This is a genomic window from Vibrio qingdaonensis (assembly GCF_026191675.1).
Taxonomy (GTDB): domain Bacteria; phylum Pseudomonadota; class Gammaproteobacteria; order Enterobacterales; family Vibrionaceae; genus Vibrio; species Vibrio qingdaonensis.
In genome coordinates this window covers 34,121-55,407 of the sequence record NZ_JAKRRY010000005.1, presented here as the reverse complement: position 1 = coordinate 55,407, position 21,287 = coordinate 34,121, and the positions used below count along the sequence as shown (strand labels likewise).

At 44.1% G+C, this 21,287-nt stretch carries 19 protein-coding genes; 13 read left to right on the top strand and 6 right to left on the bottom strand.

Translation table 11 applies throughout. The features are described 5' to 3' along the window. Positions 1–257: 257 nt before the first annotated feature. Positions 258–1,052, bottom strand: a complete 795-nt coding sequence (locus MD535_RS06010) for a M48 family metallopeptidase (protein ID WP_265673975.1) — start codon at positions 1,050–1,052, stop codon at positions 258–260. Between the two features lie 168 nt (positions 1,053–1,220). On the opposite strand from MD535_RS06010, the gene MD535_RS06005 reads away from it, so the two are divergent. The 5 genes from MD535_RS06005 to cutA all read left to right on the top strand — a co-directional run bounded on the left by MD535_RS06005 (position 1,221) and on the right by cutA (position 4,293). Further along, the gene (locus tag MD535_RS06005; protein WP_265673974.1) at positions 1,221–1,655 is read left to right on the top strand and encodes a hotdog fold thioesterase; all 435 of its coding nucleotides are present in this window, start codon (positions 1,221–1,223) and stop codon (positions 1,653–1,655) included. After that, positions 1,652–1,885, top strand: a complete 234-nt coding sequence (locus MD535_RS06000; RefSeq protein WP_265673973.1) for a DUF3389 family protein — start codon at positions 1,652–1,654, stop codon at positions 1,883–1,885. Before MD535_RS06005 ends, MD535_RS06000 begins: the two co-directional genes overlap by 4 nt. Positions 1,886–1,949: 64 nt before the next feature. Continuing rightward, positions 1,950–3,707, top strand: coding sequence for an SgrR family transcriptional regulator (locus MD535_RS05995; RefSeq protein WP_265673972.1), 1,758 nt, complete (start codon positions 1,950–1,952; stop codon positions 3,705–3,707). Beyond that, positions 3,707–3,958 carry a hypothetical protein gene (locus MD535_RS05990; RefSeq protein ID WP_265673971.1) on the top strand — a complete coding sequence of 84 codons (252 nt, stop codon included), beginning with the start codon at positions 3,707–3,709 and terminating at the stop codon, positions 3,956–3,958. Before MD535_RS05995 ends, MD535_RS05990 begins: the two co-directional genes overlap by 1 nt. A 14-nt stretch (positions 3,959–3,972) precedes the next feature. Further along, positions 3,973–4,293 carry a divalent-cation tolerance protein CutA gene (gene cutA, locus MD535_RS05985; RefSeq protein WP_265673970.1) on the top strand — a complete coding sequence of 107 codons (321 nt, stop codon included), beginning with the start codon at positions 3,973–3,975 and terminating at the stop codon, positions 4,291–4,293. Between the two features lie 142 nt (positions 4,294–4,435). On the opposite strand, the gene MD535_RS05980 is transcribed toward cutA, so the two are convergent. Beyond that, positions 4,436–5,047 carry a DUF2238 domain-containing protein gene (locus tag MD535_RS05980; protein ID WP_265673969.1) on the bottom strand — a complete coding sequence of 204 codons (612 nt, stop codon included), beginning with the start codon at positions 5,045–5,047 and terminating at the stop codon, positions 4,436–4,438. Positions 5,048–5,275: 228 nt separating this feature from the next. On the opposite strand from MD535_RS05980, the gene MD535_RS05975 reads away from it, so the two are divergent. After that, entirely contained in the window at positions 5,276–6,115 is an 840-nt protein-coding gene (locus tag MD535_RS05975) for an isopenicillin N synthase family dioxygenase (protein ID WP_265673968.1), read from the top strand. 201 nt (positions 6,116–6,316) lie between these two features. Continuing rightward, on the top strand, positions 6,317–6,925 hold the full coding sequence (locus MD535_RS05970) for a DNA-J related domain-containing protein (RefSeq protein ID WP_265673967.1): 609 nt from the start codon (positions 6,317–6,319) through the stop codon (positions 6,923–6,925). A 59-nt stretch (positions 6,926–6,984) separates the two neighbouring features. On the opposite strand, the gene MD535_RS05965 is transcribed toward MD535_RS05970, so the two are convergent. The 4 genes from MD535_RS05965 to MD535_RS05950 form a co-directional block, all read right to left on the bottom strand. Beyond that, complete coding sequence (locus tag MD535_RS05965) at positions 6,985–8,640, bottom strand: ABC-ATPase domain-containing protein (protein WP_265673966.1); 1,656 nt, start codon at positions 8,638–8,640, stop codon at positions 6,985–6,987. 153 nt (positions 8,641–8,793) lie between these two features. Next, positions 8,794–10,677 carry a putative bifunctional diguanylate cyclase/phosphodiesterase gene (locus MD535_RS05960; RefSeq protein WP_265673965.1) on the bottom strand — a complete coding sequence of 628 codons (1,884 nt, stop codon included), beginning with the start codon at positions 10,675–10,677 and terminating at the stop codon, positions 8,794–8,796. 183 nt (positions 10,678–10,860) lie between these two features. Continuing rightward, the gene (fabV, locus tag MD535_RS05955; RefSeq protein ID WP_265673964.1) at positions 10,861–12,057 is read right to left on the bottom strand and encodes an enoyl-ACP reductase FabV; all 1,197 of its coding nucleotides are present in this window, start codon (positions 12,055–12,057) and stop codon (positions 10,861–10,863) included. Positions 12,058–12,230: 173 nt separating this feature from the next. After that, positions 12,231–12,839 carry an arylesterase gene (locus MD535_RS05950; protein WP_265673963.1) on the bottom strand — a complete coding sequence of 203 codons (609 nt, stop codon included), beginning with the start codon at positions 12,837–12,839 and terminating at the stop codon, positions 12,231–12,233. Between MD535_RS05950 and MD535_RS05945 the strand changes: the two genes are divergently transcribed. From MD535_RS05945 to MD535_RS05920, 6 genes are all read left to right on the top strand, one after another. Next, positions 12,838–13,515 carry an ABC transporter ATP-binding protein gene (locus MD535_RS05945; protein ID WP_265673962.1) on the top strand — a complete coding sequence of 226 codons (678 nt, stop codon included), beginning with the start codon at positions 12,838–12,840 and terminating at the stop codon, positions 13,513–13,515. The two genes, MD535_RS05950 and MD535_RS05945, sit on opposite strands and share 2 nt — an antisense overlap. A gap of 1 nt (position 13,516) precedes the next feature. After that, the gene (locus tag MD535_RS05940) at positions 13,517–15,946 is read left to right on the top strand and encodes an ABC transporter permease (RefSeq protein ID WP_265673961.1); all 2,430 of its coding nucleotides are present in this window, start codon (positions 13,517–13,519) and stop codon (positions 15,944–15,946) included. A gap of 274 nt (positions 15,947–16,220) precedes the next feature. Next, a complete protein-coding gene (locus tag MD535_RS05935; RefSeq protein ID WP_265673960.1) occupies positions 16,221–17,633 on the top strand; it encodes an FAD-dependent oxidoreductase in 1,413 nt (470 codons plus the stop codon). Positions 17,634–17,848: 215 nt separating this feature from the next. After that, positions 17,849–18,865, top strand: a complete 1,017-nt coding sequence (gene galE, locus MD535_RS05930) for a UDP-glucose 4-epimerase GalE (protein ID WP_265673959.1) — start codon at positions 17,849–17,851, stop codon at positions 18,863–18,865. 493 nt (positions 18,866–19,358) lie between these two features. After that, positions 19,359–20,264, top strand: coding sequence for a 30S ribosomal protein S6--L-glutamate ligase (gene rimK / locus MD535_RS05925; protein WP_265673958.1), 906 nt, complete (start codon positions 19,359–19,361; stop codon positions 20,262–20,264). After that, positions 20,265–21,284 (top strand): succinylglutamate desuccinylase/aspartoacylase family protein, encoded by a 1,020-nt coding sequence (locus MD535_RS05920; protein WP_265673957.1) that lies wholly within the window; start codon positions 20,265–20,267, stop codon positions 21,282–21,284. The last annotated feature ends 3 nt before the right edge of the window (positions 21,285–21,287 follow it).

The following is a 21,287-nucleotide window of genomic DNA, read 5'->3' as shown; positions in this document are numbered from 1 at the left end:
CGTAGTGTTTGGAGATGAAGTAGGACTTATACTGATCAGACCAGTTGTTAATGTCATGTAAATTATTGGTAAAATCAAGGTTAAATTGCGTTAAGTGTGACAAAACAAATAATAGTGACTGCGCTGATGGGTATGGAGACGAGAGGAGGTGAGGATTATCGAAAAAGGCGGTGCAGGGAACACCGCATAAACTTTTGAGTGATGGAACCGGATAAATGTCGTCGAATAGACGAGAACGAAGCCATTAGTAATGAGTGTTAAACACTAGGCTTTTTACAATTTGGGGCCTTAGTGGCGTACGCGGGTAATGTTGCAGCCTTGGATTTAAGATCGTTGATTCGGGTATCGTGGGAAGGGTGCGTTGAAAGTAATTCTGGTGGTTGATTTCCCCCGGACGCTTTCGCCATGTTTTTCCACAAATCAACACTTTGTCGTGGGTCAAAGCCACTTTTTGCCATCAGTTCTAGGCCGACAATATCGGCTTCAGATTCTTGAGTCCGCCCGTAGGGGAGGATTACGCCATACTGAACACCGACACCAAGTGCTGCCATGGTTACATTTTGGTACTGTGATCCGCCGAGGGCGACGTTAGTGATTTGCATACCGGTATTGGCAAGTTGTGACTGTGACAACCTTTCATTGCTGTGGTCGGCGAGAACGTGAGCGACTTCGTGGCCGATAACCGTAGCAAGTTGATCCGGTGTGACAGCGACGTTAAGTAAACCAGTATAAACGCCAATTTTACCGCCTGGTAAAGCGAAGGCATTAACCTGTTCACTGTCGAATACCACCACTTCCCACTCAGAAAACTCCGCTTGAGGTGGAACATGATCGGTAATGGCTTTCGCGACACATTGCACGTAGGCGTTGGTTGCTTGGTTATTACTGATTTTTTGCTCTTTCTTCATTTGCTCAAAAGATTGGGCACCCAACTGGCTCATTTCGCTGTCTGAAAATAGAATTAATTGATTACGCCCAGTCGGTGATGATGAACACGCTATGATGGAAGATGTAATGATTGCGGCAGCGCTTACTTTTGCCCAAGTGTTCATGATGTTGTTACTCCTATGCATCCGTGCTAGCACTTTCTGTTTGTCAAAGTATAAGATTACGTAAAGAACAGCGTAGCGGTGAACAGTTGTTATTTTATGATATTTGCCAAACGAAAGAACTCAAGGCATCATACTTTTTATTAATGGCTCTAAGTATAGGATTTAACAGTGAGTATTTGGAAGAAGAAACTCTCATTAGCTGCGCTAAATCGCACTTCCGAGAATACACTGATTGAACATTTGCAGATTGAATACACGGATTTTTCCGACAATTCATTGTCTGCCACCATGCCGGTATGCAGCTTTACTCATCAGCCTTTAGGGATGTTACATGGCGGTGCATCGGTAGTGTTAGCCGAAACGTTGGGGTCACTTGCTGCGAATTATTGTGTCGATGAAAATCATTACTGTGTGGGATTAGATATCAACGCCAACCATGTACGAGCGATGCGTTCTGGGCATGTTATTGGTTGTGCAACACCGGTACATTTAGGGGTGTCTACTCAGGTGTGGCAAATTGACATTACCGACTCCCAGCAACGATTGGTTTGTACGAGTCGTTTGACCATCGCGGTCAAGAAACACAAAAGAGTGACATCATGACGGTCGAATTTAGTGGTGGAAAAGTGTTGATGACCCCTCATGAAATTGTGGTTCGATTAGCGAGTAACCAAGCGACTTTACAAGCTCAAGTAGACGCCGTTCAGTTAATTTTGCCAGCGTGCGTTATTTCCGCTATCGGTGCCGAATGCAAATGGTCTATCCGCTTAGATAATCAAGAACAGATTCAACAGATTGCGAATGAGACAGGTATCGAGGTTCTGTCTTTGTAACTTGCTAATTGCACTCGTAAAGAGGAAACTAACACCAAAGTCATTTCTTGAGCCTTTCCTCTTTATGAGTAGTCCTCGTCTTCGTAAACAGTTTGAAACCTTATTCGAACACTTCTCTGGTCAAAATGCTGAAACGCAGCTTGATGATGTCACCGAAATACTGTTTTGTACGCGCCGCAACGCCCGCATCGTACTTAACAAGCTAGAAGAGGCAGGTTGGATCGAATGGCACCCTGCGGCAGGTCGTGGGAAACTCTCTACTTTAAATTTTAAGCAAAACCGCAACGACGTCAGTGAAACGCTCGCTCGCCGTTATCTTGAAGAAGGACGAATCGGACACGCGCTGAATGTCTTAGATAAAGATGCCAATCGTCTTAGTAAAGTGATTCAAAGCTATCTAGGGGTAACGCAGACTGATGGCAAGCAAGTCATCCGCCTACCGTATTATCGCGCACTTTCTATGCTTAATCCGGCTAAGCCGTTGCGCCGTTCCGAGTTGCACATTGCTAGGCAGGTATTCAGCGGGCTAACCAAACTTGATGAGCATGATGAGATCAAGCCCGATCTCGCCCATCACTGGCAGCAGTTGAGTGACTGTCATTGGCGTTTTTACATCCGACCTGGTGTGCGCTTTCATAATGGTGAACTACTGACGATTGAACATATTATTTCAAGTATTGAGTCATTAAAAACATCGAGATTGTTTTCTCATATCGATCATGTGGTTAGCCCGTCTCCTTGGGTGCTCGACATTCACTTTTCGCAACCTGATTTTCAAGCGGCTTTTTTGTTTGCGGAAATCAGCGCTAAGGTGTTACCCCCGCTCAACATGAGAAACGATGATTTTGATCGGTTTCCTATTGGTACAGGTCCTTATAGCGTCACCACGAATAATGAAAAGCGCCTGATTCTGTCTGCTTTTGATGGGTATTTTGGGTATCGACCATTGCTTGATACGGTCGAAGTGTGGATCATCGATGAACCTCATTCTACTCTCGTGTTTCCGACTCTAGCGGACCCTATTGCAGGGGCTCGCTCTGAAAAACATGATGATATTGAGCTCGACCCAGGATGCACCTATCTATTGCTTAACCGTGTCAGTGGTCTTGCTAAAGACGATACTTGGGCACGTTATTTAACGAAAAAATTGACGTCTTTAGCGGTATTCAAAAAGTTACCAGAAAGCACAGTCACCGATTTGGGCATTATCCCTGCTCATGGATTAAAACCAGGTTGGTATCACCAGCCAATACACGCTGATTCTATTCAATATGAGAACATGCAAGGACTTGAGCTCACTAGAGATATTAAAATCGCTTATTATTCAGAGCATCCTACATTCCCAGACATTTCGCGAGCAATAGAAGAGTTATTGAAACAAGACGGAATACGTACTCAGTTTATTCGTTATGGTCATGACTCTCCTGATGCTGAAAATGTGGATATCTGGATAAGACCAATGGGTATAGCGACAAAAAGGGAAGAAGCAATTGCTGGTTGGTTGTTGGATTATAGTGGCATTGAGTTGATGTCCAAGCCAGAGGACTTTTTGGCATGGTCGACGGTGGTAGAAGAATGGCGAAGCCAAGAAGATTATAAGTTTCCAGCCCAAGAAATTGCTAAGCAGTTGGTGCAAAGTTACCAAGTCATACCTATGTTTCATTGCTGGTTAGGTATCAGCAAAGATCATTGCGGTAGCCTACAAAACGCCAAATGTAACGCCCTTGGGTGGTTTGACTTTAGCCAAGTTTGGGTCAAACCCGACGAATTGGTCTATCAAAACTACCCGCTCACAAGTGACAGTAATAAGAGAGACGGGTAATGGCGAAACCCAATAGTAAAGCGCCAGCAAAATCGGTGGATGTGTTTTGTAGTAAATGTGGCGCCAAGCTCTATCGCTATAAAAAAGGCGGAAAGGGCGCGTTGGTAAAGTGTTTCAAAGAAAGAATTACCGAAGATTACACGAATGATTTAGGCGTTTGCCCAGACTGTGACAGTGTATTTGGGCGCGATACCTTAGTTCGCGGTACCCCTGCTATTAAGATGGTAGGTGGTAAGGTCCGTATGAAATAAATTGGAGAAGTTCAGTGAAGTCTAATGCGATAACGGTACTCACCACGGTGCCCAATGAACAGCAAGCAAATGTTATTATTACGGGATTGTTGGAGAAACAGTTAGCGGCTTGTATTCAAACGCAAGTGATCGGCAGTCACTATATGTGGGAGGGTAAAGTGTGCCATGAACAAGAGATGTTGTTGATCATTAAATCCACGAACGAAGCTTATTCGAAACTCGAGCGCCTGATTATTGAACTCCATGATTATGAGGTGCCGCAAATTGTGGCGCTGCCCATAGAAGCGGGGTATAGACCTTACCTAAACTGGTTAAAGAGCCATGTAAAACCATAATGTGGAACGGCCAAGAGTCACACCGATGAGTGACCTGGCCGTTGTTTGGGATGAGGTAATACCGTTGACGACTTCTGTGGGTCTTTATTTACTATCATGCAGTGGTTAATTAGTTGCATGACTGTTTTTTAAGCAAACGCTATCAACGAGATACGCTATGGCGGCGTGTGAGAGTAAGAAACAGCAATAGGGATGTAACCGCCCCTAACGTGTCACAGAGCATATCCTTTTGCGCATCCCATATATCGCCTTGCGATCCCAAAAACGCGATGCCTTCATCGCCGCCAGCCAAAACGGCATACCACCACTCAATAATTTCGTAGGCGGCGGCTAAACTCATGATGGCAAACAAAGCGAAGAGTGTGGCGGGTATTTTTGCCATGAGTTTGGTTTGGTGTACGTATTCTGCTATTGAAAACGCGTACAAGCCGATGGAAAAATGCGCGACACGGTCAAAATTATTTCGTTCAGAGCCGATCAATTCGTTAAACCAGTCAAACGGGACCTCTGCAAAGGTGTACTTTGCCCCAACCGTGTGCAGCGCTAGCCAAATGAACATCAGCATGTAGGCGATGTTAGAGAAGGTGAAACGCCGAGATACAATCCAAATCAGCACTAAAATTCCAATAGCAGGGATGATCTCAGCAATCCAAACCGCACGAGAGTGGGGATCGATAGATGAAAACCCTAAGATGACTGTATAGAGCAGGGTCAAAACCACCAAAGTGGGGCGCGGCGCAAGTGAAGCGGTCATTTAGTATCCTTACCAGTCACGATTGAATCACTATAGTACATTTTATTTTCTGTGGGTGTTGGCATGTCGATGTCATTACATGCTAGGCCAACGGATTGAATACTGAGTTTGTGTGATGTAGTTCACATTGCAAGTGGTTGTTGCTGAAATTGAGTCAGCAATACTTTGAAAGTACGCTAACTTTTTCTTAACATCGCCCCACAACAAAAAAGATACGAAAGTGAAGTCATGAAATTAGAAACTGTCGATTATTTAGATCCCAATGCTCCGGAATTATTTGTCAATTCACTAAGAGAAACGGGGTTTGGTGTATTAAAAAATCATCCGATCCCTAAGTCATTAGTTGAATCCATCTATAAGAACTGGCAAGTGTTTTTTAATTCTTCTGAGAAAGAAGGTTATCGATTCAACGTAGACACCCAAGATGGATACTTCCCGCCTAGCGTGTCCGAGGTTGCGAAAGGGCATGCGGTAAAAGACATTAAAGAGTACTTTCATATCTACCCATGGGGACAAATTCCAGTAGAGCTAAAGAGTGAAATTCTAGACTATTATTCGCGTGCGAATGCCTTTGCTGAAGAGCTATTGGGCTGGGTTGAATCGCATGCACCAAAAGATGTACAAGAAAAGTTTTCTATCGCCTTGTCGGAAATGATTAACAATAGTGACAAGACCCTATTGCGGGTATTGCACTATCCGCCAATGACGGGTGATGAAGAACCCGGGGCGATCCGAGCAGCAGCGCATGAAGATATTAACTTATTGACCGTGTTGCCTGCGGCAAACGAGCCTGGATTGCAGGTGAAAACGCAAGATGGGGGGTGGTTAGATGTGCCTTGTGACTTTGGCAACTTGATCATTAACATTGGTGACATGTTGCAAGAAGCCAGTGGAGGATACTTCCCATCTACCACGCATCGCGTGATTAACCCAACGGGTGAGAAGCAAACCCAATCAAGAATATCGTTGCCGTTATTTCTGCATCCCAAACCTGAAGTGGTATTATCTGAGCGCTATACTGCCGACAGTTATCTAATGGAACGTTTACGAGAGCTCGGTGTAATCTAGCTCAGCAAGTCGTTGGATCGTACGAGTCTAAAGCCAGTGAATGAAGACACTGGCTTTTTTGTGTTTAAAGCAGCCTAGAGTCAAATGTTCAACAATGTAGCGCTAACTCGAATGGACTCTTGGTTAGGTAACGAGCGTTTTAGCGACGCATTCAATTTGGAGAAGTGCTAACATAAAAAGAGTGCATTAGGGAGCAATGTGTTGACAGAGCAAAGAGATAGCGAAGTTCATGCCTTTAGAACCGAGGATAATCCATTAATCTGGTCGGTGCTAAATCGTTTAGAAGCAAGCACGAGCAGTTGGAAGATTCATGTGTTAGCTTCGGAGCTAATGAATGATAATTTAATCCCTGTGCTTGATGAGCGACCAGAAAAAGATCTGTTCAAGCGTAACTTTCTATTGATGAATGCTTTATACCAACTACAAGGAATGTTGGTACCTGAAAAGTGGCTAAATGTAGAAGCGATGAGCATCGAACTGCTGCCTTTTGATGCAGACAATCACGGTATTTCTCCTTCCGATCCACTGCGTCAATATTACTTAGATTGGTCTCATTATGAAGCGGACACGTTGGAAGTAAAACGGTTACTGAATGACTTTTGGGATCGATATCAGGCGCATGTTGGTGCGAAGGACGTGACAATGTCACAGCGTAAGGCGTTCGATTTTTTTAATCTGGACGAAACCGCCACATCAAAAGATATCCGCCAAGCCTGGCGTCGCTGCGCATTGAAGTGGCATCCCGACCGTGAAGGAGGGGATGCGGAACAATTTAAATTAGCCTGCGAAGCGTGGTCGTTACTGAAATAATTCCGACAAAAACACATGTTTATCATTGCTACGCTTCATCGATTGCGTGCTTAGCTTGTTTATCTTGGTTGACGCATTTTAGCGCTGCGCAGCCTATTTAATGCTGAAAGAGCATCAATAACACGAGGTTTTGCCAAATCCCCTGAATTAGGCATTCTTGAGCTCCAATCCCCCTCTAGCAATGTCTGCATCGCTTTTGGTGGGTGCTCTGACCAACCTGGTTGCTGTGCGAGTTGGAATATTAACCAACCAATTGCATTTAGCTCAGCATTGGACTCTAATTGCTCCAACGCTTTTAGATCGATAGTTTCTTTACCAAAGCGTAATGAGTTGCCGCCTTTCCCTGATACACGGAATTTTCCTTCCGCTAAAATCGACATTAAGTGTTCTGAATCAACATGGCGTGGCGGAATCATCTCCAGTGGCTTTTCGCTCTCATTTTGTCGCTCACTAGGGTGTAGTTTAACGACTTCTTGTGCTTTTTCGGTCACATCAATAGCTTGATAGTCATGCATTTGAATGACGGTATTAGCAACATCAAGATAATCGCCAGAGCCGCCCATGACAATTATGGTGGAGATATCAAGCTCATCGCGCAATTGACCAACCCGATCGACAAATGGAGTAATAGGTTCGGCCCCTTTAGCGACAAGCGCTTGCATACGCTCATCACGAATCATAAAGTTGGTCGCTGAGGTATCTTCATCAATTAAGATGCCCGTCGCTCCCGCTTCAATAGATTCTTGTAGCCACGCAGCCTGAGACGTCGAACCTGAGGCATCTTGAGTGCTGAAGTCACTGGTCTCTTTACCAAAGGGCAGGTGGTTGATGTAATTGCTTAAGTTCAAGTTGTGAATTGAACGACCATCTTCTGCTTTGATTTTAGTTGCGTCAGTTGAGGTAACAATGCACTCGCGACCATCGCCAGGAATGTGGTTGTAGATTGAACGCTCGATAGCGTTAAGTAACGTAGACTTACCATGGAAACCACCCCCAACGATTAAGGTCACGCCTTTTGGTACACCCATTCCCTTCACTTCGCCGTGATTCGGACGTTGCAGTGTCACTTCTAGTGAGAGTGGTGACACAAATGCAATGGCGTCTTTCATCGGGAAATCACAGTTACCGGCAATACGTGGTAGCACACTGCCATTGGCAACAAAAGCAATGAGATTGTGTTCGTCTAGCTGACGACGCAGTGCGTCTTGGTCTTCGATCACTTCACAGTGACGCTTCAGCGCTTCGACATCGATTTCACGTTCTAGCGTACATTTACGAATATACTTTGGGAGGTGGAATGTCAGGATGTTCGAGGCTTTCTTGCCTAAGATATTTCGACCTTCTGCTGGTAGGTTAACTCGAAAACGTAACTCAATACCTTCATCACTAAAAACCACCGAGGTGGAATCCATAACGGTTTGGCCCGTTAATGTGACAGAGACACTGTTTTCTTGCTTGGCAAAGTCGGCAAAGGTACGTGCAATAAAGTCACGCGCCGCAATCTGATAGCTTGGTGAACATGCTTTAAGCCATTCCAAACCGGTTAACGACCATTTTCTAAAGGCGCGAACTCGAGATGCGGTGGCGTACGGGTCGGATTGGACGTGATCAATATAAAAATCGAAATCAGTAAAGTCGTATTGGCCTTTAATTTGTTGGTAGGCTCGGTAGTTCTGTTTTTCAATTTTCTTTAGTTTGGCTATCAATTGATCCATGACGCAAATTCCGCATTTCTAGAGTTTGGGGCGCGATTATAGGAGCCGCGCTAGTGATGGTAAAGACATAAACGTCATTCTACCGACGAAGAGTACGTTATTCCTTGTTTTTACGCATATTCGATGTCTTCAAAGCACGCCATTACGCATAGTCTAACGGATGATGAAATTACGCGGGACTGGGTATTGTTTAATGAGCTGTCGTTCAAACACGTCACGAGGCATAGGTTTAGCGTAGAAATATCCTTGGCCAATATCGCAGCGCTCTAGTCGAATAAACTCGTGTTGTGCTTCACTTTCAACGCCTTCAACCACGACTTGCTTGTTCAGTTTTTTAGCAATGGTAATAATTGAACGTAAAATGGCTTTATCCTGCTTGCTATACAAAACATTACTAAGAAATTCTTTGTCGATCTTAAGTGCATCAAAGGGCAATTGTTTTAGGTAATTAAAGGAGGCATAGCCCGTGCCAAAGTCATCAAGTGCAAACATGACACCTTGTGCTTTGAGCTTTTCAATATTGCTTCTTGCTACCTCGAAGTTATCGACAAGACAACTCTCCGTTAATTCTAATTCTAGATTACCTGGAGGGAGTTCATGCTGAGTGAGCAGATCGGTGACTTTGTCTGCAAAGTGTAAAGCGCAAATCTGTTTGGCTGACACGTTGACAGATAAATGAAATTCAGGGGCAATTTGAATCCATTCCGAGGCCCGATCTATGGCGCTCCGTAACACGAAATAACCGACCTCGATAATGAGACCATTTTTTTCCGCCATGTGAATCAATGCTTCATTTGATACATCACCCAAAACAGGGTGCCGCCATCGCAGTAAGACTTCAGCGCCAGTCCACTGTCCCGTGTCGAGGCTTACTTTTGGTTGGAAGTGCAAAATAAGGTCGTCATTTCGAACCGCTTGCAATAGGTAGTTCTCGAGCTGGTTGAACTCTTTTTGTTCAACTTGGTCAGCATAAGAAAAGACGTTGACAAGATTACCTGACTCCTTACATGCGACGGACGCTTGATAGGCATTATTTATAAGGTCAGTGGCGTTACTTGTATGGTAAGAGTTGGCTACGCCCATATACGTGTGTAGATGAATTTCTTGTTGATCAATGTTGAAGCCTTCACGAGCGACGCTGGAGAGACTTTGGCATAAGTTGGGTAAAAACATATCATCTAACGAGGGAACAATAGCGGCAAGGGCGATTTCTGTAGTGGAAATACGGGCAACATGGCTAACATGGGGCGTGTTTAAGTGGATCATATTTTCAAATTCGCTCAATAACAGATCAAAGGATTGATAGCCAATGCGCGCTTGTGCACGCTCACCGTTAGTGAAATGAAGAAAAATGACCGATAGGTAAACTTTGCCAGATTTTACCGTGGTGCTGCGTAAGATACGTTGAAGAGCTAATTCGAAGCCAGCCCTATTTAGCATTCTTGTCGCGGGGTCATGGGTGACTTGAAACTGCATTTGTGTGCCGAGTTCGCTGTGCTGACTCTTTAATGCTTCGACCATCGCATCTAGCTGGGCTATTTTTTTATCTTTACTTTGCAGCTGCTGTTGAAACTCTTTTTTTGCCTTAAAAAGTTCTGTAGATAAACGGCGCTGTGTTAAGTACGTATCGATTTGAGTGAGAGATAGTCTGATAAGTTGGCTTGTATTTTCTGCTGGTGGGCAAGCTGCAAATATTCCGAGTTGATAACCATGATGTGAAGTTGGTAAATATTGGTAATGTATATGTGTATCGATAGTAAGGTAGCCAAGACGCACTAATGTTGTTTGTAGAGCTTGCTGTATTCCCGCGGTTTTTGGCGTTGACTTAATGAAAGTGACAGGGGGCAATGTGGTTTGCGGTTGAGTGTTGTTCGTGTGGTCAATCCATTGGATTGAAAGCTGCTTATTTTCAACAATACACCACCCAAAGCACCTCACTGAGAGCACCACCAGATGGTTGCGGATTATGTCTGAAACCTTGTTACAGTCAGACGGAGTTAGGGATTTGATTTCGATAGTGCTTCCTGTTCGTTCCATTTTGGGTTACCACGTCCTGTGGGTAATTATCAACGTCAATCCGGCGATTTATGTTGTTCTGAACGGTTTAAGTATACGTGCTGAATTGGAAGGCAGAAAAAAGGCTTTCCGTCACGAGAGGGAAAGCCTAATAAATCAACGATGTGTCTCAAATGTGAGATGGTGTTACGCAGTATGGCTAAACTAAGGTGTAAGAGTCTTAAGTTTATCTACGTCAGTTCTTTTAGCGTAGTCCACACCTTCTAAGCCAAAACCATTAAGGTTTAAGAATTCTTGCTGGAAGCCGTCAAAATCCCCAATTTCTTTAAAGTTACTCTCGTCCATTTGACTTAAACGTTCCGCAACCTGTCTTTGGATTTCTGGATCCAATTCTAAGTCGTCGACCCTTAGTAACCTTTCGCCATCAACGGGTACCTTGTCTTGACCATAAAGTTTAGTGCTAAATAGCCGCTGCATTTGTTCAATACAGCCTTCATGAGTGCCTTGTTCTTTCATGGTTTTGTATAGTGCCAATAAGTAAGGCGTTAAACCTGGGATGAAAACACTCGCTTTAGTGACAAGTGCCTTACAAACGGCGGCGTAGGCGTTACCATTGAAATGCGCAAGTTCGAGATTGAGTGCATGGCTGGTTTGATGCAAATCAACCTTGGCTCTGCCTAAGGTACCATCAAGATAGATAGGGTGGGTGATTTCTGGACCGATATACGAAAAGGCAATGGTTTTACAGCCATTGGCAATGGAATCAGTATTGATGAGGGTGTCAATCCAGTTCTCCCAGTCCTGTCCACCCATGACTTTAAGGGTACCCTCAATCTCGTCATCGGTTGCAGGGGCAAGGGTGGTATTTTCCCACTTCTGTGTTTCGAGATTAATAATGGCGCCAGAAACACTTTCACCAATTGGTTTAATGGCTGAGTGCCAATAGTTACCGTCTTCTTTGGTGCGGCGACCAGACGCTAAGCTATAGATAATGAGGTCCACTTCACCTTCAAAATAGGTCTCTATGGCTTCAATGACTTGTTCACGGGTTTCCGATGAGTATGCGTCACCAATAATGTTAATCGCTTGGCGACCAGCTTGCTGGGCACGATGTTTGAAATGGATGTTGTTGTACCAACCTGCAGAACCAACGCCCTTTTCGGAAGGACCGTGTTCAAACGACACACCAATGGTGTCCGCTTCTGCGCCACCAAATGTCAATGCGATGCGTGCCGCTAAGCCAAATCCGGACGAGGCACCCAAAATAAGCACACGTTTCGGACCATCTTTGATTGGAGTGGCGGATTTCACGTATTCAATTTGATTATCGACCGCCTTTTTGCATCCTTCTGGATGAGATGAGCGAGCAATAACACCGCGAATAACTGGTTCAATTATCATTAATTACAACCTATCTAAGACGATGATAAAGAAATAGGGTAACGTAATAATGTTTAATCTACATTGAGCTAGACCATTAAAAACGGTGTTTTTGAAGGGCTAATGTTAGTAAATAGCCCTTTATAGGTGAGCCAGTGAGTGTGGTAACGTATTAACTTGTAATACGCATTCCGTTATAAATAGGGGCGTAGTGCGTTTGCAACGCTCTCTGCTATAAATGGTTGCGCTTCAGCTTTCGGGTGTAAGCCATCGTCCATCATCCATTCAGATTTGGTGATGACGTCTTCTAGGAAGAAGGGAATCAAAGGCGTGGTAGTTTCTTCCGCAACTTCAGGGTAGATAGCTTCAAACATTTTTGCATACCTTTTGCCATAATTAGGTGGAATACGAATCTGCATTAGCATAACCTTTGCACCTGAATCTTCGCTCATACGTATGAGTTGCAGCAGGTTATTTTTTACGATATTAGGCTGGAACCCTCGTAGCCCATCATTAGCACCAAGCTCAATAAGAACATAATCAGGATGATGGCTGTCGAGCAGTGAAGGTAATTTGGCCAAGCCATTACCGGTGGTGTCGCCAGACACGCTGCCATTTACTACTGTAATGGGGCGATCAACCGTTGATAGTAGGCTTGGTAGTATGGTTGGCCAACTCTCTTCGGCTTTCATATTGTAGCCTGCACTGAGGCTGTCGCCGAGAATGAGTAAAGAGGCGGCTTTAGCATGGAATGATGCTAGGGATAAAATAAATAAAACTATAAAGGAACGTTGCCAAATCATGAGTTCTTCCATCATCAAAGCCGAATCGGTATCAAAAGTAGTGTCTACGAAAACCGAGCAATTAACAATCCTAGAAAACGTAAATCTTTCGATAGAGCAAGGTGAGTCCATTGCTATTGTGGGTACATCAGGGGCGGGCAAGTCAACCTTAATGACATTACTTGCGGGTCTAGATGTGCCAAGTATTGGCGAGATTGAGTTATTGGGCGAAAAAATATCAATACTCGATGATGAAGCGCGCGCGGCGCTGAGAAGCCAACACTTGGGGTTTGTCTTCCAAAGTTTTTTGTTGATCCCAAGTTTAACGGCTCTGGGGAATGTGACGTTGCCCTGTCTATTGAGAGGGGAAAGTGAAGACGTTGAAAAAGCAACGCGTTTGTTGGAGTCGGTTGGCCTTGGCCACCGATTGGACCACCTTCCTTCTCAATTATCAGGTGGTGAGCAGCAACGCGTCGCCATTGCTCGGGCATTTATGACCAACCCCAAAATACTCTTTGCTGATGAACCCACCGGTAATCTTGATCAAAATACAGCGCATAAAATAGTGGAGCTATTGTTTAACTTGAACCAAGAACACGGTACGACTCTTGTTTTGGTCACACATGATCTGTCTCTAGCCAAACGATGTGACCGAGTGTTCCTGATGAACGCAGGTCAACTAACTGAGGATCATTAATATGTCTTCCTCTGTGAATAAACGTTTACTTCTGTGGAGCGTTGATGAGATCAAGCAAGGTCAACTTTGGCCAATCGCACTGTCATTGACCATGATTATTGCCTGCATTTTTGGTTTGGCTGCGCTAGCGGAACGTATGGAGCAGGTGATCGTCAAGCAGGGAAAAGACGCCTTGTCTGCGGACACCATATATATTTCTGACAACCCAATAACAGAAGATAACCTCGAGCTATTAACTAGCAGCAATCTGCAGGCGTCTTTCTATACTCGTTTTGCCACGATGTCTTTTAGTGACTCTGGCATGCAGCTGATCACGGTGAAGGCTGTAGATGACGCATTTCCATTACGCGGTACGCTTACTTTGGCATCTAATGAGCACAAACAGCATCATGTTGGTCCAGATGAATTGTGGTTAGATGAAAGAATTGCCGACCAACTTGCTGTCAAGCAGGGCGATATAGTCGCCGTTGGAGACGCAGAGCTAACCGTGAGTGGTTTGATCGTTGAAGAGCCGGGTATTAGCTTTAATCCGTTTCAACAAATGCCTACCGCTTATATTCATCAACATTCTGTCGAAGAAACAGGTGCGATTCAGCTCGGGAGCCGTGTGCAGTTTAGAGCATACTTAACTGGGAGCGACGACGTTCTTGCCAATTTGAAAGAAAATATCACGTTGTCTCCGAGTGACCGCTGGCGTGATAAAGACTCAGCAAGTCGCAGTAATGATATTTTTGAGAGAACCACACAATATTTGTCCCTAACCGTTGCCATTATCATAATTATGGCCGCGACAACGCTGGTGCTTACCTGTCAGAACTATGTCCAAAGCCGTAGAAAAACGGTTGCAATGTTGAAAAGCCTTGGGGCGAGCAAGCGCTGGGTAGTGCGTTGGCTGGCAATACAGGCAGGCTTATTGGTGACCATGGCGATTGTAGTCGGCTTGTTACTTGGGGTTGGTTTAGAGTACTTGCTGCGGATTCCCTTGACAGAATTATTGCCGAGCCCTTTACCAAGCTACGGCGTACTGCCGGCTGTGATTGCGGTTGCGTCAAGCTTGCTGATTGGTATTCCAGCGTTGGGTATTCCTTTATATAAACTGGTATCCGTTTCCTCTGTTGAAGTACTGCAAAGTGCCGATGAAAAACGCTTCGGATGGATCTATCTATTACTTGCGGTGCCTGTAATTCCGTTGGTGATTGTTTATCAAAATAACACACTCATATGGATTTTACTGGCCGGGATTGCGGGCTTATTTGGCGTGCTGGGTGCGGTAAGCGTTTTGTGTACTTGGTTACTGGGCAGAGTCTCGCTCCCCGTTTCCCTAAAATTAGCAATTAGCCGAATTAATCGCAGTAAACGACACACCGCGCTTCAGTATGGCGCATTGGGTCTGTCATTAATGTTACTTACTACCATCTGGTTGGTTCGTACTGATTTGTTGAGCGATTGGCAACGGACATTACCCGCCGATGCGCCTAATGCGTTTGCACTTAATATTGCTGAACATGAAATAGAGTCTTATCTGCAGATTCTTGATGAAAATTCAGTTCAGCGCTCTCAGGCGTTTCCAATTTCACGTGGTCGCTTGGCTCTAATTAATGGTGAGGATGCGCAACAGGCTCAAACTCAAGGGGAGGAAAACACTGACGCGCTTAGTCGAGAGTTAAACTTCACTTATGCAACGGCTATTCCAAACTATAACGAGGTCATTGAGGGGGCTTGGACGACGACAAATGGCGTTTCGGTGGAACAACAAGTTGCTGAAAGTCTCAATATTAAAATTGGTGATGAACTTGGGTTTACAATAAACGGTCAGAAAGTATCAGCCAAAGTGAATTCAATTCGCTTTGTTGAATGGCGAGACATGAAGCCTAACTTCTATTTTATTTTCACTCCCGACGTCATGGAAGCAATACCGAGTGCTTGGCTGGTTAGCTTTAGGATTGAGCCTAAAGACAATGCATTGATCTCATCACTGTCTAGACAGTATTCGACGGTTAGCCTTATGGATATTCGTATCATGGGTGAAAAGATACAGTCATTATTGTCACAAATCGTATGGTCAATTACGGTGCTTGCCGCCCTCGGTGTGCTCGCTGGGGTGTTACTTATCTTTACTCTGCTTCGCTTAAGTTTGGCGCAGCGTCAAGATGAGTTACGTTTATATCGAACACTAGGAGCGAGTCGTCAGCGTATTATTCGAACCATTTGGTCAGAGTATGGGATCATGGCACTAATCGCTGGACTTGTGGCGACATTAGGCGCTGAAATTGTTGTTGGCTTAATAATGAAGCTGGGCTTTGAATTGCCATGGAGTTGGCACTTGTCCACTTGGGTTGTTGTTCCAGTTCTTGCGTTTGTCACACTAGCAGCGGTGTTGTTTTCTTTGATTCGACAGATGCTTAGTACCAATAATAATGGAATATCATAGGGTTTAATGGCAATCTTTTTGAGTTATCCACAAAAACGGTGGATAACATTTGGGATAACTCAAAAGTAAAAATTGTGTCATAAAAGCATAACCATTGATGTGTCGGTGATGACGCGAAATTTTGAAAGAGGAATGTGTTTTCAACAGTTATTCAGTGAAATTATGTCAAGAAAAACATTATGAAAAATGTGATTTTTTTTAATAGCCTATCACGATAAAATAGTGCTTCTATATAACGATAAAAACTAAACGAATTTACGATAAAAACGAATCAATGAACTCAGTTAATGCTCAGGTAACCAGCGGTAAAAGTGTTGCCATTATAGGAGGCGGAGTGGCTGGAGCCACTGTCGCGCTCTTTTTAGCAAAACAAGGTATTGAGGTAACATTATTTGAGAAAAATGTTGGTTTAGTGAGTGGGCCGCCGATCTGTCACCTTCATGCTGGGGGCAACCTTTATCGAGAGCTTTCTCACCAAGATTGCATCGACTTACTTAAGCAATCTATCGCGTTTGTGCGCTTTTTTCCTCATACCGTCAATCGTCGACCGACTGTGATCGCCATACCCAAGAATGATAAGGGCGAGCCTGATGCTTTACTTCCAAGACTAGAGCTACTGAGAAATACTTACCGACAGTTAGTGGCAGTGGATCCATATAACCAGGTACTCGGCCATCCAGATCAGTACTTCCAGCGCATTGAACGAGCAGAATTGGCAGCGCTAATCGGCAAACGAGGGGTGTCTTCACCAAAGACCCTTGATGATTGGTTGACGCCATTTGCCAATCATACCGATCTTGATAGCCTAAAATACCCTATTTACGTAGTACAAGAGTATGGTCTTAGTCTGTTCAGAGTCGCTGCTACAATTGAATTAGGGGCTGAGCGGCTTCCTAACTTAACGATACGTACTGGTGTTAAGGTTGATCATGTTGCACCGTGCGAAACTGGAATGACGATAACCAGTGAAGGTGATTTATCTGAACATTATGCACACGTTGTCAATGCTTGTGGTTTTCGTACTGGCATTATTGATGACCAAATGCACTATCACCGTCAACGTATGGTCGAATTTAAAGCCGCTTATGTCACCCATTGGAAAACACCAAACAATGAAAAGTGGCCAGAGGTAATTTTTCATGGCGAGCGTGGTACGCCCCGAGGCATGGCTCAACTGACGCCTTATCCAGATGGCTATTTTCAACTTCACGGTATGACTGGGGATATCACATTGTTTAAAGATGGTCTGGCGCACTCGAGCCCAACCAGTGCGCAGCCATGCTTACCTCACTATCTTATTAGTAAAGTAGAGAAAGGCTGGTCATTTGAAGTTCAAAACCAGCGTTCACTTAGTGCTATAGCCCACCTAAGCCAATACGTCCCCAGTTTTGCAACCGCACTTCCTGCGGGAAAACCGCTTTATGGTGCTCAGCAAATTCCAGGTACGAACCCAAGTTTGAGAACCGCTGATGTCAGCTTTGAAGGGGAAAATTACGCTAGACTAGAAATAGTGAAAGCGTCATCCGCGCTGGAAGCGGCGAAAAAGATCAGTGAAAAGTGGTTTGATGTCAAAAGCTATGAGTCTTCTTCTTTAAGTAACGATTTTTCCTTAGGTTTGGTTGAGGAAAGAGGAAAGGCTTTAGCTAAGTCACGGGGATACCCGGAATCGTTAGCGAAAGCCTATTAGAGCCCGCTGAGCTAGGAAGGTGCATTAAGAAATTATGTGTATTAGGCAATGCCTAGCGGTTTACTATTTTAGTGTATCGGTTAGGGGCGATAACACGATGTGTTTGTCTCTACGTATGCGGCGGCTCGATTCAATGGTTTTGTAAATACGTATAAATTGCGATGCATGGCTAGGGTGCGCTATACTTTCCGGCATAAAAAACAAGGAGTTGGCTAATGAATATTCTAGTAACAGGCGGAGCAGGCTACATTGGCAGTCATACGTGTGTTCAACTTATCAATGCAGGTATGACACCTGTCATTTTTGATAACTTATATAACAGTAAATTGGCGGTTCTTGATCGCATAGAAAACGTTTCTGGTAAACGTCCAACATTTGTTGAAGCGGATGTGAGAGACAAGGCTGCGTTAGTCAGTGCACTCAAGCAATATAATATTGATGCCGTGATTCATTTTGCAGGTTTAAAAGCAGTGGGTGAGTCGGTAGATAAACCTTTAGAGTATTATGACAACAACGTGAATGGTACTTTGGTTTTGGTTGATGCGATGCGAGACGCTGGTGTTAAGCATATTGTCTTTAGCTCTTCAGCTACGGTATACGGTGATCCGGCATCTGTGCCAATCACAGAAACGTTTCCTTTAAGTGCAACCAATCCTTATGGGCGAAGTAAATTAATGGTGGAAGAGTGTTTAACTGACTTCCAAAAGGCCAATCCAGATTGGACCATTACGTTACTGCGCTATTTTAATCCAGTTGGTTCGCATCCAAGTGGCGAAATGGGGGAAGATCCCCAGGGTATTCCTAATAACTTAATGCCATTTGTGTCGCAAGTTGCTGTGGGACGCCGTGAATTCCTATCGGTATTCGGTAACGATTATCCAACCAAGGATGGTACGGGCGTCCGCGATTACATCCATGTAATGGACTTAGCGGATGGGCATATCGCAGCCCTGCAGACGTTAAAGCAAAGTGAAGGGCTACATATCTACAATTTAGGAACTGGAAACGGCTACAGTGTCCTTGATATGGTTGAGGCCTTTAGCCAAGCTTCAGGTAAAAAGGTACCGTATAAGGTGGTCGATCGCCGTCCTGGAGATATCGCTGAATGCTGGGCTGATCCAAGTAAAGCCAATCGTGACCTTGGTTGGAAAGCGGTTCGCACATTAAAAGATATGTCTGCTGATGGTTGGAAGTGGCAATCAATGAACCCAAATGGTTACCCTAATGAGTAGAACGGCTGAATAACAATTTGTTGAAATGTGATTTGGAAAGGCGTGTTATGCGCCTTTTTTTGATCCATATCGTGTTGTTTAGTGATTAAAAAGTGTCACATTGTTATTTTTTTGGTAAGATAGGTTTGCAACTTAATAATAAGTGCGAAATTTCTTTTGAATTGTAGGGGAACTCCATGGAGTTAGCGCTCATCATTGCTTTTGTCGTTACCTCAGCGGTAATGGTTAAAAAAGAAATGGCTAAAAAATAACATCATTCACACCTTTTTGTTACATACTTTTTAAGTGAATGAATTATTAAACTAAAACCGGCTTAGGCCGGTTTTTTTGTGCCTAAAATTTCACTTTTCCAACAAAAAATATTTGTCGTTAAGGATAAAAATTATCGTTTTATTTTTTTCGACTAAACTCTTAAGGTGCACGCTCTTTCCGGTCATTCGTATACCGGCGTTTCACAATCCAAACAACAAACTATATCTAAGAGGATACTGCCATGCGCATTGCGATTCTATCTCGCAACGAAAACTTGTACTCAACTCGTCGCCTTAAAGAAGCAGGTGAAGCGAGGGGACATCAAGTGGATATCATTGATACCCTGCATTGCTATATGGATATTACGAGTAGTAGCTCGAAAGTTCGTTATATGGGTGAGGAATTGCCACAGTACGACGCTGTTATTCCGCGTATTGGGTCTTCCATTACTTTTTACGGAACAGCAGTGGTTCGTCAATTCGAAATGATGGGAACATTTTGTGTTAATGAATCGGTAGCAATTAGTCGTTCACGCGATAAGTTACGCTCGCTTCAGTTGCTTTCTCGTAAAGGCATTGGCTTACCAAGAACTGGGTTTGCTAGCAAGCCAGACAACATTCAAGATCTTATTAAGAATGTTGGCGGCGCGCCGCTAGTGATCAAGCTTTTGGAAGGTACTCAAGGTATTGGTGTGGTATTGGCGGAAACAACCAAGGCTGCAGAAAGTGTCATTGAGGCATTTATGGGTCTGAAAGCCAACATATTGGTCCAAGAGTTTATTGAAGAAGCGAATGGTGCAGATATTCGTTGTTTTGTTGTGGGTGGTAAAGTTATTGCTGCAATGAAACGCCAAGCCGCAGAAGGTGAGTTCCGCTCAAACCTTCACCGTGGTGGCAGTGCTCAACTTGTTAAACTTTCAAAAGAAGAGCGTGCGACAGCAGTAAATGCAGCTAAAGCGATGGGTCTTAACCTTTGTGGTGTTGATATTCTTCAGTCTAAAAATGGACCGGTAGTGATGGAAGTGAATTCTTCTCCAGGCTTAGAAGGCATTGAAAAAGCGACAGGCAAAGATGTGGGTGACTTGATCTTCGATTTCATTGAAAAAAACGCAAAGCCAAACAAAAATAAAACCATAGGACGTGGCTAAATGGCAAGAGAGCTTGTTATTGCGGGCGTAGAAATACGCCCTGGTGAAAGAAAAGAAATCAATATTCCCGTAGCAAAACTGTATACCGATGCTGAGGTTTCTATACCCGTTCAGGTTATACGCTCTAAGAAGGAAGGGCCGACAGTTTTTGTCAGTGCGGCTGTACATGGTGATGAATTAAATGGCATTGAAATTATTAGCCGACTCATTGCCGAAAATTTGAAATTACAAAACGGTACGCTTATTTTCGTTCCAATGGTGAACGTTTATGGTGTACTTAACCAAAGTCGTTATATGCCGGATAGACGCGATCTCAATCGTTGCTTCCCGGGATCAAAAAAAGGATCGCTGGCAGGAAGATTAGCGTATACGTTTCTAAATAGTATCGTTGCTCACTGTGACTACGGTATTGATCTGCATACAGGGGCGATTCATCGCTCTAATTTACCGCAGATCCGAGCTAACTTAGACGACCCAGAAACAAAACGACTTGCGGAAGCATTCGCAGTACCTGTTTTATTGAATGCAAACATACGCGATGGTTCACTACGAGAAGCTGCAGTAAATAATGGCGCTCGTGTACTGCTTTATGAAGCAGGGGAAGCATTGCGCTTTGATGAACTGTCGATTCAAACTGGCGTGAAAGGCGTAATTCGCGTCCTTAAAGCGTTGGGTATGATCCGCAAACGTATTAAAGCGGCGAATACTGAACCGTTTATTGCAAACCGAAGTGATTGGACTCGTGCTGATGCGAGTGGGTTTGTTAAAGAGTATGTGGCCTTAGGCTCTAAGGTAGAGAAAGGCGACATACTTGCTGATATTAATGGACCACTAGGTAACAATATCAGCCAAGTTACGTCAAACAGAGCTGGCATCATTATTGGCAAGCAAAACATTCCGCTTGTGCAAGAAGGTGAAGCTATGTATCACATCGCGTATTTTGGAGATTGCGCTGAAGAGGTATTTGAACACATCGAAATCATGCAAGATTCGATTGTTCCTGTAGAACCGAGCATTTAAATT